The sequence below is a fragment of the Parabacteroides sp. AF19-14 genome (assembly GCF_003635485.1).
Classification (GTDB): domain Bacteria; phylum Bacteroidota; class Bacteroidia; order Bacteroidales; family Tannerellaceae; genus Parabacteroides; species Parabacteroides distasonis.
Genome location: NZ_QTMJ01000018.1, coordinates 55729 through 69674 on the forward strand (window position 1 = coordinate 55729; position 13946 = coordinate 69674).

The following is a 13946-nucleotide window of genomic DNA, read 5'->3' on the forward strand; positions in this document are numbered from 1 at the left end:
TAAGGCGCACGGACGAAGGGCTATCCAAAAACATAGTATTAACGAAAAAGTCAATTACAATGAAAAGATTACTAGCGTTACTGGCCATCCTCCTTATCAGCCAAGTAGGATACGGGCAGCAGAAGATGGATCAATTATTCAATGCTTTCCGGGGTGAAAGCGATGTTACTTCCGTAAATATCGGAAACATAACGATGAAGCTAGCCAGCCTGTTCACCGAGACAATGGGAGTAAACGGTATAGAGATCCTTGAATTTGATAATTGTGCCCAAGAGGTGAAAGACCGACTGTCTACCGCCATACGGAACCTGAGAGATCCTGATTACGAGACGATGGTCACGGCAAATGAAAGGGACAGTCGCACGAAAGTTCTTGTCAAAATAAAAGAGGATATGATCCGTGAACTGGTCATATTCACGACAGGAAACGACAATGCGTTAATCCGTATCAAAGGAAAGATCAGCCCGTCCGATCTAGACCGGGTAATCAATGAGCACAAAACTGGAAATCATTAAGGGCGATACCGATGGACGTTGATGTTTTTAAACAACGGTTCCTTCCATTTCATCCTAAACTCTATCGAATCGCTTATGCCTTATTAGACAATAAAGCGGATGCGGAAGACATACTTCAAGATGCCTATTGCAAATTATGGAATAAAAGGGATGAGCTGGGAGACATCCAGAATCCGGAAGCATTTTCCATAACATTGGTCAAGAATCTTTGTCTGGATTTCCTGCGCTCGCCTAAAGCAAGCCGAAGAGACAATGAAGAGGCATTGGAGACCGTTCTATTAACGACCGACTCCTCGCCGGAAAAGGAACTGGAAGAAAAGGAGGATATCCGGCATATACAGGAACTGATCGAGCAGCTTCCCGAGAACCAGAGGCAGGTAATCCGCCTGCGTGGTATTGAGGATTGCTCCTATGAGGACATTGAACAGATTACGGGGCTTAGCTCCTCTAATATACGAACATTACTTTCCCGGGCACGCAAATTGATCCGGGAGAAACTAGAAAAAGCAAGTTGTCATGGATGATAAAAGGATAGATGAACTAATAAACAAGGCACTCCAAGAGGATTTAGCCTTACCGGAGGGACTTTCCGAAAGGCTGGAACGACGAATCGACTTCCTAGCCCAAGAAGAGGTATCTCCCCGAGTATCACGAAGACGTTCCTTCTATTGGATAAGCGGAATCGCCGCCGCTATTCTCGGCGCCCTATTCCTCATCTTCACGGAGACAAATCGTCCGGCTCCCATTATGGCCGATACCTTTACCGATCCTGAAGAGGCAGCTGTCGTAGCCCAAAATGCCTTGGCGTTCATGTCTAGGAATTTAAACAAAGGTCTCGGGCAGGTCAATGAAGCCGGTCAAGAGATCACAAAAATAAACAAGATCGTAAATAAACATTTAAATGATTAATACAATGAGACTCAAATATCTATATACAATACTGCTTCTCTGTTGCGTGAATATCTGTTTTGCCCAGAACAAGCTTTTCGACAAATATGCGGATATGGATGATGTTACTTCCGTATATATCTCCAAGAAGATGTTTCAGATGATGCCGGTCATGGAAACCGCCGGACTCAACCTTGCCAACCTGAAAGGGAAAATAGAATCCCTGCAAATACTCACCACCCAAAAAGCGGATTTGAGGGAACGAATGCGAGGGGAGTTTAAAGCCTTGATCGGAAAGGACCATGAGGAACTCATGCGAGTAAAAGACGGAAAGACCAAAGCCAATTTCTACGTCAAGCAACAAGGAGAACTGATACAGGAGTTGATCATGATAGCCGACATGGACGACGGGGGCTTCAGCGTCATGCAATTGTTAGGGCGTTTTACGCTCCAAGATGTGCAGGAAATTACCAGTGAGATCAACAAATAATAGGATAATTTCGTGAAAACCATCGGCTTTTTATAGTATCTTCACCACCATAAGTTAAACAAAAATCATACGCGTATGAAAAGATTCATTTTTACAGGGATAATCATCCTGTTTGTAATGGCTGGATGTGGAGGCGGCCATTCATCGACCGATGGTCTTATAACCGTGGATGTAAACGATAGTTATTCAACCAAAAAAGAGTTGGTCCTTCAAGACTTCATGGATGTGGAGTATATTCCGCTGGAAACAAACGATGAGTTTATCAATCGGGCATGCGTGCAGGCGGTTGGCGAGAAATACATAATCGTGACAAACTTTTACGATGATGGCAATATTTTCGTATATGGGCGGAACGGAAAAGCTATTCGCAAAATAAATCGCAAGGGACAAGGTGGAGAAGAATACGTGTCTATGAGATCGGTTTCGTTAGATGAAGAAAACGAAGAGATTTTCGTAAATGATTTTCATGCGAAAAAGATAAGGGTTTATGATTTGGAAGGAAATTTCAAACGAAGTCTGAATCAAAGAAGCGAGAAAAGTTCGTTTTACGTGGAAATGCTTGATTATGACAAGGACAACTTGATTTGCTATGATAAGTTTAATTTTGAGGTACCGTTCTTGCTTGTGTCGAAGCAAGATGGAAGTATAACGAAAGAAATCACGGTTCCATATAAAGAGAAGCAATTATTCCATATCGTTGAAAGACTTTATGATAAAGGAGAAACAAGAGCAGCCGGACCAGGTCCGTATAACAGTATAATTCCTTTTAACGGTAATTGGATTCTATTTGAGGCCTCTGCAGATACGGTCTATACCTTAATGCCTGATTACAGTTTGCGCCCGCTTATCGCACGAACCCCCCCTATCCACACCATGGATCCGGGCGTTTTCGTCGTCTTAAGATTGATTTCCGATCGTTATTATTTCATGGAAAGCGTAACGAATATATATGATTTTAACACAGGAGAAGGTTTCCCGAGAAAGTACTTCGCATACGATACGCAAGAAAAGAAATTTTTCAACTATATCACATACAACGATGATTATTCTTATAAGAAAGAAATCTATATGGTGACATTTCCTCCCATCAATTCAAAAGGCGAATTGTGTTCTACCATCAATGCTTCCGATCTTTGCCAGGACTATAAAAGGGGAAAGCTGAAAGGCAAACTAAAAGAGGTAGCCGCGACATTGGAAGAGGATGACAACCGGGTGGTAGTGTTGGTGAGACCTAAAAAGTAAACGATTACCAATCATCGGTAATACGATCAAGCGGATTATTTCCCCGTAATAATCCGCTTAATCTCACTCAGTTTGTTCAAGGCTTCCAAGGGGGTAAGATTATTCACGTCCAAGTTCTTGATCTCATCCCGTACTTGGCTCAACACCGGATCATCCAACTGGAAGAAACTCAGCTGATACCCCTCGGCGGCAGAGGCGATCGCTTTTACAGGCTTACCCCCGATGCCTTCCTGACGATTCTCGGACTCCAACTGCTTCAATATCTCATTCGAACGCTTCACGATACTTTTAGGCATACCGGCCATTTTCGCCACGTGGATACCAAAGCTATGCTCGCTTCCTCCCGGTATCAACTTACGCAAGAATATCACCTTATTCCCTACTTCCTTGACCGATACGTTATAATTCTTGATCCGCTTAAAGGCACGCTCCATCTCGTTCAGCTCGTGGTAATGGGTAGCGAACAGCGTCTTCGCCTTCGCATTAGGGTGCTCATGAATATATTCCACGATCGCCCAAGCGATCGATATGCCATCGTAGGTACTGGTACCCCGCCCTAACTCGTCGAAAAGCACCAAGCTCCGGGAAGTCATATTATTTAATATATCGGAGGCCTCATTCATCTCTACCATAAAAGTAGACTCACCCACCGAGATATTATCCGAGGCGCCTACACGGGTAAATATCTTATCCACGATACCGATATGGGCGCTCTCGGCCGGAACAAAGCAACCGATTTGCGCCATGAGCGTGATCAAGGCTGTCTGACGCAATAAGGCGGACTTACCGGCCATATTCGGACCCGTGATAATGATGATCTGTTGTTTCTCGTCATCCAGATAGACATCATTGGCGATATAAGGTTCTCCCAAGGGCAGTTGTTTCTCGATTACCGGGTGGCGACCTCCCTTTATGTCGATCTTGTCGGAATCACTCACGACCGGACGGATATACTTATTCGCCTCCGCAGCCTTGGCGAAAGATAAAAGGCAATCGATACGCCCGATCAAGTTCGCGTTCATCTGGATAGGCGGAATATACTCCGTCAAGGCCAATACCAGCTCATTGAAAAGGCGAGTCTCCAAAGCAAGGATCTTTTCTTCCGCCCCTAATATCTTCTCCTCGTATTCCTTCAACTCCTCGGTAATATAGCGCTCGGCGTTCACCAAGGTCTGTTTACGGATCCAATTCGCCGGGACTTTATCCTTATGGGTATTACGTACCTCTATATAATAGCCGAAGACGTTGTTGAAAGCGATCTTCAAGCTTGGGATACCCGTCAATTCGATCTCGCGCTGCTGTACCTTCAACAAATAATCCTTGCCGGAATAAGCGATGGCACGCAAGTCATCCAATTCCTCGTTGACACCCTTCGCTATAATTCCTCCCTTATTGACCAAAGAAGGGGGATCGTTATTAATCTCTTTCTCAATCCGGTCGCGGATCAAGGCGCAAACGTTCAACTGCTCCCCGATCCGGCATAAGCTAGGCTCCTCACTCGCCATACATGCCTCCTTGATCGGCTCGATCGCACGAAGCGCGACCTTTAGCTGAACCACCTCACGAGGAGATACACGGCCGACAGCCACCTTGGAGATAATACGCTCCAAGTCGCCGATCTGCTCCAACTGCGTATCCAGCAACTCCTTTGTCTCCGGTTCACGGAAGAAATAATCCACGACCTCTTGGCGTTCTTGGATCGGTTTTACATCCTTTAGCGGGAATAGTATCCACCGGCGAAGCATACGGGAACCCATCGGCGAGATCGTCTTATCGATCACGTCCAACAAGCTTGTTCCCTCATCGTTCATCGTACCCACCAGTTCCAAGCTGCGTACCGTAAACTTATCCAAGCGGACGTATCGATCCTCCTCGATACGGGATAAAGCGGTGATATGGGAAATATGCGTATGCTGGGTCTGGTCCAGATAATACAGAATCGCCCCGGAAGCGATAATACCTAATTTCAAGTGTTGTACGCCAAAACCCTTCAAGTTCTTCGTCTCGAAATGCTTCAACAGGCGATCCTCGGCGGCCGAGGTCGTAAAGATCCAATCATCCAGCTCAAAGATAAAGAAACGAGGACCGAAAGCCTCCTCGAAACGTTTCTTGTTTCCCCGTTCGATCAACACTTCCTTCGGGGAAAAATTATTGAGTAATTTGTCGATATAGTCAATAGAACCCTCCGCCGTCATGAACTCGCCGGTAGAGATATCCAAGAAAGAGATACCACATACCTCCTTGGCGAAATGGATAGAGGCCAAGAAATTATTCTCTTTATGATTCAGTATATTATCATTGATGGAAACACCGGGAGTCACCAATTCCGTAATTCCCCGCTTCACCAATTTCTTAGTCAATTTAGGGTCTTCCAGCTGATCACAAATAGCCACACGCTTACCGGCCCGCACCAATTTCGGCAGATAAGAATCCAAGGCATGATGTGGAAATCCCGCCATCTCAACATGCTGCCCTACGCCATTCGCACGTTTGGTCTGTACGATACCCAGTATTTCCGCGCCAATCACGGCGTCCTCGCCATACATCTCGTAAAAGTCTCCAACCCGGAATAAAAGGATAGCGTCCGGATGTTTCGCTTTTATATCGAAATACTGCTTCATCAAAGGGGTTTCCACAACTTTTGCCACGATAGTAATCTTTTAAATGCGTTTACGAATTAATCCGCACAAAGGTACTATTTTTTTTCTATCCGTTTACTTTCTTATAATCCGCTAGAAAAGTAGCCAGCCCACTATCCGTTAACGGGTGTTTCAATAAGCCTTTAATGGCGGACAAAGGACAGGTAGCCACATCCGCCCCCGCCTCCACGCATTGGATGATATGCTGGGTGCTACGGATAGAAGCCGCCAATACTTGGGTATCATAATCGTAATAATCATACATTTCCACGATCTTACGTACCAGCTCTATCCCGTCGCTGGCGATGTCATCCAAACGCCCGACGAACGGCGATACATACGTAGCCCCGGCCTTAGCCGCCAATAACGCCTGACCGACAGAGAAAACCAGCGTACAATTCGTACGGATGCCTTTTCTGGTGAAATATTTTATCGCTTTAATCCCCGCTTCGATACAAGGTACTTTAACGACTATATTAGGATGTAAAGCGGCCAACTCCTCCCCTTCTTTTATCATGCCTTCTAAGTCGGTAGCGATTACCTCGGCGCTAACATCCCCGCCCACGATCTCGCAAATTTCCAAATAGTGTTTCCGTTGATTTTCCACCCCCCGGATTCCCTCTTTCGCCATTAAGGACGGATTAGTCGTCACGCCATCCAATACTCCCAATTCATTCGCTTCCCGGATCTGGTCCAGATTCGCCGTGTCAATAAAAAACTTCATAGCTTTAAACTTTAATGTTACGTATTTGTATAACCCTTCTGATTCGCTATTAGTTCTAAATCAACCGTCTCAATCCCCAACTAATTCCATATACAAGTCGTTAAGCCGTTTGCGGAGATATAAGTTTCCTAATATCATTAAGCCAGACCTCATATCGGTTAGGCAACATAAGTTCTGGACGGAATTCCGATATAATTATCTCTTTTTAAAATACAACGGCCATAAAGTCTGTATGCGATTCGCTATATGATACGCTAATACCGGAGGAACCGCATTACCGATTACTTTATAAGCGCCTGAGGCACTTAACTCAAAACGTGTACTGTTCTTTTTATGGGAGACAAACGTATAATCCGGCGGAAACGTCTGTATCAAAGCACATTCTCGAGGAGTTAAGCGACGTTCTTGTAAACCGGCGTCTAATTCTTCCGTAATAACGCCCCCATGCTCCCGGGATAAACGACGGTATTCTATATTTCCATGATGCTCGGAACGAATCGTCGGGCCAATATTATCCAGCGCGATCTCCTTTTGACCTTGACAATGAGCTCCCATATATTTCGCCTGTGAATAATACCGCTGGGATGGATCTTCTGTCCTATCCGGTTCCTCCAATCCTACAAATACATCCCGACAAACCACCGGTGGCAATAGTTTCTTATCTTCCACGGTGCAAGCATGTGTCGGACTCGGATAAGGATCGTAAGCTTTGGGTATCTTCTCCTCTTGAAGCGCTCTTAAAGCCTTAACCTTTAACGCGGACTTACGTATCCCGATAAAAATCACACGCTCTCTAGACTCCGGAACCCCATAATTGCCCGCATGTAAAACTTGAGGATCTAAAACAATATATCCATCCCCAGCCGCATGGGCGAAGTCTCTCTGAATAATACTTTTCACGTCTCCCAGATTCACTAGTCCCTTCACGTTCTCCGCGATAAATATCTTGGGTCTCGTAATATCGATCACCTGCTTCATCCAATAGTAAAGTTTACCCCTCGTCTCTTCCGAGGCCTCATCGTCCTCACGCAATTTCCCGGTATGATCCTTATTCGACTCAAACCCTAAACGTTTACCGGAGACACTGAAATCCTGGCAAGGAAAACCTCCCGTGACGACATCTATATTTTTAGGGAAGACTTTTTTCCCCGCTCGATGCTCTTTCACCAAGTCTACGATACTCTTTGTATTATAAACGTTTTTATCATATCCGAATCGATCCATATATTGAAGCCAAGCGGTTTGTGCCTCTTTCAATATATCATTCGCAAAGACCGTTCGAAAACGATTCTTCTGTAAACGAACCCAGTGTTCATCGATAACCTCTTGAACCCACGTATTTTGAGGAGATATAGACTTACGATGACATATAAAATCCCCCTCGAATCCTAAATCCATGCCCCCACATCCGGAGAACAGGGACAAGACCCGTAAGCTATCCAACGATTCAATATCCTTTCCACCTCTTTTCATTTCCGATCCTTGCTATATACTATTTTTTTATCAAAAGAATCGCAAATCTACAAAAATCACGGGAAAAGCACTAGAATTTATTAGTCTTTGCTCAAAACAATCTTATGCAGGAAATTGTCCTCATAATAATCTACCATATAGATTATCGAATTATCTTCTGTCGCACATCCAGTGTATAGGCCTCTTCCTTTGGGTAACGAATAACGAGCTACCGGATTCCCATCCCAATCAAATTGCTCCAGATACAAGGGATTCGTTTCATCCGTATCTTTCTTTGATTCCCGGTAAACGGCATAGACATACTTGTCACTCGCGAAACAACTGTAATAATAGAGAGGATTATCCGGCGAAGAGGTAGTTTGTAAGGTTTTATCTCCAAATCGGCACATCTTCACATGGTTACCATCAAAGTCAAAGAAAACGATCCGGTCATGAAAGGTAAACGCAAATGCTTCTCGTTTTCTTGAAAAGCTATGCGCCAAATTTCCGATATAGAAAAACCAACCTGCTCCTTCAGCGAACAGGAAAGGTACGGTTCCCTTCACTATAGTATCATTCAAGCTTACCAATCCTATTCCCATTCCATCATTTGAACCTAGACTAACCTGCATCTTGCCATCTCCCATATATAAAGGCTTATCAGGGACTATCTTATTTTCAGGGATTTCAGCCAATTGATCATACTCCTCTAGTTTAAGGGTAGTGGACAAGCTAAAGATCCGATTATTACGTATGTTCCAGACGTAGCAAAGCTTATCGGTCTCTTCCGTGGGTATCATGCGTATATCATTGAACTCATCCGGTCCCTCGCCAAAAGGGGCTAATTGAGCAACCGTTTTATAATCGGGCAAAGAGAGTACATGCAAAAGATAGGCTCCCTCCCGCCACTCAAGGTGTTTAACGATGAGGTAGTTGCCTTTAGCCAATATATTCACTTCCCGAAGCTCGATCTCCAAGTCAATCGGTATCCGCTCAATAGAACGGATCTCCCCTTTCGGGAAATCAGATTTCTCTAGCTGAATGATATTCGACTTCGGTATTTCCGGATACTCCACTCCACCAAGTTGAACTAAATTAACAACTTGAGAATTATTTGATTTCTCATGTCCACATCCTGCCAATAGCAGAATAATTACGGCAATAGCACTAAAAAAGGCAACAATACGCATATCCCTAACTATTATAATATTCTACTTTCAATCCTATTCCCCCGGTTCAAGGCCCGTGACTTACCAAATTATTCCAGAGTCAATACCTAAAGCTTTCATTTTTTTTGGCATTAGCCTTATATTGAATAGTTTGTCAAAGATAGTTCTTAATCACGAAAGAGACAATATCGCAAACAAAAAATGCAAAAAGGCCTCAATAATTATTCAAAATTTATACATCATATACAAGCAAAAGCCATGCATAGAATTATCTCTCTACACATGGCTCTTTTTCACGTACTCTTTTCTTATAGGCAGTTATTCATCTTTGTTTTGGTTCTAAATAAAACATTATGTGTTTCTATATTTTATTATTCCATCATTTCAAAACAAAAGGAACATATACAGAGAGCATCAAATCCGAAAGATGTCCACGACGGCCATTAGCCGGTCCGTTATTGAAATGCTTCAAGGTATTGAAACAGCCATATTGATAAGAAAGGCCGAACTCACAATGCTTGCTTAAACGATATCCCACCTTCGCCATCACGGACAGATCAAACACGGCTTGTGGTTGTACATAAAGCGTAGGAGCGATACCGGCACCCAAATGGAATTTCTTGGCAAAACGCCAATTCCAACTAGCGGCTACGGAGATAGGCATGACAAATTCATCAATCGTCTCAGTACCACCTTTGAATATATGTGAACCACCTTCCATACCTTCGTAAGAAAGATAACGAGAAGACTTGACAGTTTCCATTTTTTGGAATCCCATCGTCATATCCAAGTCATAGAAGAATTTCTGTTCCGGAAGGAATCGGAAGCGATAACCGATCATACTATTCAATTTATAATCGTTCCGATAATCCAAATTCGATTTATCCCCCCAAGTAGTCTCCTTCCAACCGTCCTGCAAAGGGAATCCAACACCAGCACCTACTAATAACCCATGCTCTACTTGAGCGAAAGCTGAAGTTGTTATTAACAATAATAAAAATAAAACTTTTTTCATCGTATTAAATATTTATCCTTCTCTCAGTAGTATTGACGAATAACCCTTAAATGGAATGTCATCGGCTTGAATTTCCAAAGTTCCATTAAGTATCCAAAGAGGTGAATAGGCATTTTTACCACAAATACCTAAATCAATTGTATTTTTACCATAAGCTGCATATTTTAGTTTAAGTGGTTGATCATTACAACTCAAAAATTGCCCATTGTTAGGATTTGTAACACCAAAACCTACACCAGATCCTTTCACTCTATAATCTAAATACACATCTGCATGGTGTTTTTTCCACATCACCTTTTTTTTCTGACTAAGTATTTCACAACTTACTACCCGATATTCTTGATTAGATATCATCCGAGAACCTGTAAATTTAGGAATTGCTCTTGCTTTTACATAATCACCACCAGGTATTTGATATTTAATTTCAGCACAATTCATATCAGATTCAGTTGTGGCTCCATTACTACCATACAATGATATTCCTAATCCAAAATATTCCTCTAAAGATTCATATACAGCAGTATATACAACACTATCTCCAATTAAAAACAATCCTTGCCTATTTACAAAAGGACTATACGTGGAACCTTTTAATTTATAATGCGCAATAAAATCTGTAGAATCATAAGGTTCAAACATGAAAACATCATCATATTTTTGTTTGAATTCTTTAATTTGATGAGCAGGCCAAGGTTGGCTAAGATCTTTCTCATAATTGTCTACAATAAGCTCCTGTTCTTGATCTGCTTCTTGCATAAGTTGCCATTGACTTACGAAACCAGCTCCCGAGAAAATATTATTTATCTCTTCTTCTGACATATCATTCATCTCCCAAAGCATCGCATTAAATACGGAATCATTCTTGAACTGAATACATTTATCTCCCGCATAATCTACAATTTGGAAATCTGCTTCACCAACAAAAGCCTTCGTTTGTAATCCTGTCGTTTCAGCAACCTTAATCAACTCCGCATCATTACTACATGACATCATTAATAAAGTACATGCAGATGCTAAAAGCACTGTCTTTTTGTCCATACATCTAAAATTTAAATTATTTATAAATTAAAAAGACCTTCTGCGTAGTTTTCTGAATCTGATATATAAAGTCCATAAGATCCAGAAGTACATTCATCTAATGAGATAATACTAGAAGAAACATCTTGTGTATCCACTATCTCCTCATAAACGATATTTCCATTCGCATCCGCAACAGATACTCGTACCTCTCCTACATATTCCAAAAACTCCAAGGATAAAACTTTTGAGGTTTCATCTATGTCTGCTTTTATAGGTACATCCAAATTTACAGATCGCTGTTTTTTCTTAAGATGACCATGTAAAGGCACATGACCTGCAAAAGATGGAATACAAATTGAAAAAATAAACAACACTGCTAGTAGCCATTTTACATTTTTCATAATCTCTCTTTTTTGTTATGTTTCGGTTGCAAATCTAGAGATTATATATGATCTAAAGGGGTTAAATTATGTAATCCACATAGACAAAGAAAAAAACATAAACACTTGACAATCAAATACTATAAAAACAAATACATAGACAAACAATCGTAGAGCCCCTTAAATGAAGGTTTATTACATACTAAATATTAACAAGAGATTCATACAATCCTTGTTTACCTTCCCAATTTAATTTCTTTCGTACTCGCAAACGTGTACGATCGACGGAAGTAGGAATAATATTTAAAAGGATAGATATAGCTGTTGAATCAAGTTTAAATAATGTAAGGAAACAAAGATGCATCTCCGATGGTGACAAGCCTGCATCCTTCAGTACCTTTATAACACTAGGGTAAACTTCCATCATCAAAACTTCAATATCAATCCACATTTTTTCGGAAACGGGTGCTTCAGAATGATTAGGCTGCACAGTTTGAGATATTTTCTTTATTTTTTTAGCTAAATTACTATTGAGAATTTTAGATTCTCTTAATTCGAATAATCGAGATCTCAAGCTATCTACCTCTTTCTTTACATTTTCATATTCCACTTGCATTTTCACCGAAGAATGCTGAGTATTTTGCAATTGGATTAGTTCATCACTCTTTCTCCGAAGTTCTGCATATAATTGATATATGCTTTGATTCAAAGTATTAATTTTTTCTTGTTGTTTTAAAAGTGAACGATTCTTTCTTCTTATCGTAGCTAAATAGACAATAATGAGTAAAGCACATAAAAATAACAATATCAATATAAAAGTATAATTCCTTTGCCCCTTTAATAGTAATCTTATATTTTCATTATGCAATTTCAAATGTTCATATTTTTGTTCTGTATCATATATATCGACAGATTTACTTATATTCATAAGGGAATCCTCTGCTGCTACATATTCTTCATAAAAAGACAAAGCTCTTTTATAATCATCTCTTTCTTTATTTATTTTATAATAATGATAAGCAATAGTAGCCGGTACAAAATCATTATCTATGGATACACTATTAGCCTTTTGAAGATAATTTTCCGCTTGTTCTAAATTTCCACGCTTTTGCTCAAGATCTGATAAGGTCAAATAATCCGAAGCAGTATCACTCGAATCCTCTTTTATGCTCTTCAATAAATATTTTTCAGCTAAATCATATTTTTCCAAAACATTAAATATATTACCTAGACCATTGTATACATAATTTCTAACCTCATCTACTCTCAAGGAATCTATTATCACTTCTGCTCGCTTCAATATAGTTAAAGCTAAATAATTAGAATCAACATCCATATAACTCCTTCCCTCATTCACAAACGAACGCACATAGCTTTTCATATTACCGGCCAATCGAAAATACCGTCCGCTCTCCTTATATTTTTTTGCAGCTAACACATAACGATCATCCAGTTCATACAAATCCCCCATATAACTACAAATATACCCGGCACGATTATAGTTCTTAATCGCCAACGCAACCTCCAGCGCATCGGAGTAAGCCCTCATTGCCTTCTCGTACTCCTTATCCTCCACATACGAACGCCCCAGATAAAGGCCGATCTCAGCCTCCTCTTCCCGCATCTTTTTCTTTTGATAGTATTTCAAGGCGATCTCAAGCTGGTTCGTATAAGGCATCTCGTCCTCTATTTTATCGGCGGCACGTGCGTATAACATACACCAACGGGCTATCAGACGGGGACTCATCTCTTCCGGGAGCGGAATGGAATCCAATGTAGTGATTACGCTATCCGGATAGGCATCAAACAGGCGTTCCGCCTGATTGATCAAACGGATTTCCTCAGATTCATTTTGGCATCCTACCACAAGGAAAGTCAAGGAAGTTAATAGTATATATATAAATGACTTCATCCTTTATTATAGATAAGCAAAATTAAATATTTTTAATTCATAAACAAACGATAGAACAACAAAATAACAAATACAAGAAGAAAAAACACACAATAAGTCCATGCAAAGGTATCAAGTTATATATACATGAATATCAGTGATATAAAAACATCATCATGTTTTCCGGAAAACACGTACATGTTTTTCCGAAAAGTCGTACGTGTTTTTCATAAATCACGTACGTGTTTTTCCCGGAAATCTTATAAGGAAAATAAGAACACATAAAAAATAGACAATAAGCCGGATCAGCAATAATTCATTGTACAACTTACAAATGCAACCAATCATTAATATCCAACTAGCTTATTGCTTATCTCAATTATTTTACAAACCTTTGCGACCATAATATTAAACTAAAATCTTTACTATGGAATTACAAGCGATACAAAACAAGATTTATGAGATCAGAGGGCAAAAAGTCATGCTGGATTTTGATCTGGCGGAAATGTATGGAACGGAAA

14 protein-coding genes are annotated in these 13946 nt (G+C 40.9%); 6 read left to right on the forward strand and 8 right to left on the reverse strand.

The features are described 5' to 3' along the window. The first annotated feature begins 59 nt into the window (after positions 1-59). The 5 genes from DWX33_RS16515 (at position 60) to DWX33_RS16535 (ending at position 3135) form a co-directional block, all read left to right on the forward strand. On the forward strand, positions 60-515 hold the full coding sequence (locus DWX33_RS16515) for a DUF4252 domain-containing protein (protein WP_048926930.1): 456 nt from the start codon (positions 60-62) through the stop codon (positions 513-515). Positions 516-526: 11 nt separating this feature from the next. Next, positions 527-1039: an RNA polymerase sigma factor gene (locus tag DWX33_RS16520; RefSeq protein WP_005863772.1), complete on the forward strand. Its 513-nt coding sequence runs from the start codon at positions 527-529 to the stop codon at positions 1037-1039. Then, positions 1032-1424, forward strand: coding sequence for a hypothetical protein (locus DWX33_RS16525; RefSeq protein WP_057329510.1), 393 nt, complete (start codon positions 1032-1034; stop codon positions 1422-1424). Before DWX33_RS16520 ends, DWX33_RS16525 begins: the two co-directional genes overlap by 8 nt. Continuing rightward, positions 1417-1893 carry a DUF4252 domain-containing protein gene (locus DWX33_RS16530; RefSeq protein ID WP_008773209.1) on the forward strand — a complete coding sequence of 159 codons (477 nt, stop codon included), beginning with the start codon at positions 1417-1419 and terminating at the stop codon, positions 1891-1893. The genes DWX33_RS16525 and DWX33_RS16530 overlap by 8 nt, the downstream gene beginning before the upstream one ends. A 75-nt stretch (positions 1894-1968) precedes the next feature. After that, positions 1969-3135: a 6-bladed beta-propeller gene (locus tag DWX33_RS16535; RefSeq protein WP_121962047.1), complete on the forward strand. Its 1167-nt coding sequence runs from the start codon at positions 1969-1971 to the stop codon at positions 3133-3135. Positions 3136-3170: 35 nt separating this feature from the next. Here DWX33_RS16535 and mutS read toward each other — a convergent pair whose 3' ends face one another. The 8 genes from mutS to DWX33_RS16575 all read right to left on the reverse strand — a co-directional run bounded on the left by mutS (position 3171) and on the right by DWX33_RS16575 (position 13446). Further along, positions 3171-5756, reverse strand: coding sequence for a DNA mismatch repair protein MutS (gene mutS, locus DWX33_RS16540; protein ID WP_229036878.1), 2586 nt, complete (start codon positions 5754-5756; stop codon positions 3171-3173). A gap of 85 nt (positions 5757-5841) precedes the next feature. Then, positions 5842-6498, reverse strand: coding sequence for a fructose-6-phosphate aldolase (fsa, locus tag DWX33_RS16545; protein WP_005860406.1), 657 nt, complete (start codon positions 6496-6498; stop codon positions 5842-5844). A 195-nt stretch (positions 6499-6693) separates the two neighbouring features. After that, entirely contained in the window at positions 6694-7971 is a 1278-nt protein-coding gene (locus DWX33_RS16550) for a DNA cytosine methyltransferase (RefSeq protein ID WP_005863765.1), read from the reverse strand. A gap of 80 nt (positions 7972-8051) precedes the next feature. Next, entirely contained in the window at positions 8052-9140 is a 1089-nt protein-coding gene (locus DWX33_RS16555; protein WP_005863764.1) for a hypothetical protein, read from the reverse strand. A gap of 358 nt (positions 9141-9498) precedes the next feature. Next, complete coding sequence (locus DWX33_RS16560; RefSeq protein ID WP_048926937.1) at positions 9499-10134, reverse strand: outer membrane beta-barrel protein; 636 nt, start codon at positions 10132-10134, stop codon at positions 9499-9501. A 12-nt stretch (positions 10135-10146) separates the two neighbouring features. Then, a complete protein-coding gene (locus DWX33_RS16565; RefSeq protein WP_048926938.1) occupies positions 10147-11172 on the reverse strand; it encodes a DUF4848 domain-containing protein in 1026 nt (341 codons plus the stop codon). Between the two features lie 20 nt (positions 11173-11192). Next, positions 11193-11555, reverse strand: coding sequence for a DUF3244 domain-containing protein (locus DWX33_RS16570; protein ID WP_048926939.1), 363 nt, complete (start codon positions 11553-11555; stop codon positions 11193-11195). Positions 11556-11736: 181 nt separating this feature from the next. Then, positions 11737-13446: a lipopolysaccharide assembly protein LapB gene (locus tag DWX33_RS16575; protein ID WP_048926940.1), complete on the reverse strand. Its 1710-nt coding sequence runs from the start codon at positions 13444-13446 to the stop codon at positions 11737-11739. Positions 13447-13852: 406 nt separating this feature from the next. Here DWX33_RS16575 and DWX33_RS22925 point away from each other — a divergent pair. Continuing rightward, a partial coding sequence (locus tag DWX33_RS22925) for an ORF6N domain-containing protein (RefSeq protein WP_233570199.1) occupies positions 13853-13946 on the forward strand: 94 nt, incomplete at its 3' end.

Bases quoted from the DNA above. Each gene is read 5' to 3' on its own strand.
- DWX33_RS16520 (WP_005863772.1), top strand. From the start codon at position 527: ATGGACGTTGATGTTTTTAAACAACGGTTCCTTCCATTTCATCCTAAA.
- DWX33_RS16565 (WP_048926938.1), bottom strand. From the start codon at position 11,172: ATGGACAAAAAGACAGTGCTTTTAGCATCTGCATGTACTTTATTAATG.
- DWX33_RS16530 (WP_008773209.1), top strand. From the start codon at position 1,417: ATGATTAATACAATGAGACTCAAATATCTATATACAATACTGCTTCTC.
- DWX33_RS16555 (WP_005863764.1), bottom strand. From the start codon at position 9,140: ATGCGTATTGTTGCCTTTTTTAGTGCTATTGCCGTAATTATTCTGCTA.
- DWX33_RS16570 (WP_048926939.1), bottom strand. From the start codon at position 11,555: ATGAAAAATGTAAAATGGCTACTAGCAGTGTTGTTTATTTTTTCAATT.
- DWX33_RS16560 (WP_048926937.1), bottom strand. From the start codon at position 10,134: ATGAAAAAAGTTTTATTTTTATTATTGTTAATAACAACTTCAGCTTTC.
- DWX33_RS16525 (WP_057329510.1), top strand. From the start codon at position 1,032: ATGGATGATAAAAGGATAGATGAACTAATAAACAAGGCACTCCAAGAG.
- DWX33_RS16535 (WP_121962047.1), top strand. From the start codon at position 1,969: ATGAAAAGATTCATTTTTACAGGGATAATCATCCTGTTTGTAATGGCT.
- DWX33_RS16515 (WP_048926930.1), top strand. From the start codon at position 60: ATGAAAAGATTACTAGCGTTACTGGCCATCCTCCTTATCAGCCAAGTA.
- DWX33_RS16550 (WP_005863765.1), bottom strand. From the start codon at position 7,971: ATGAAAAGAGGTGGAAAGGATATTGAATCGTTGGATAGCTTACGGGTC.
- fsa (WP_005860406.1), bottom strand. From the start codon at position 6,498: ATGAAGTTTTTTATTGACACGGCGAATCTGGACCAGATCCGGGAAGCG.
- DWX33_RS16575 (WP_048926940.1), bottom strand. From the start codon at position 13,446: ATGAAGTCATTTATATATATACTATTAACTTCCTTGACTTTCCTTGTG.
- mutS (WP_229036878.1), bottom strand. From the start codon at position 5,756: ATGAAGCAGTATTTCGATATAAAAGCGAAACATCCGGACGCTATCCTT.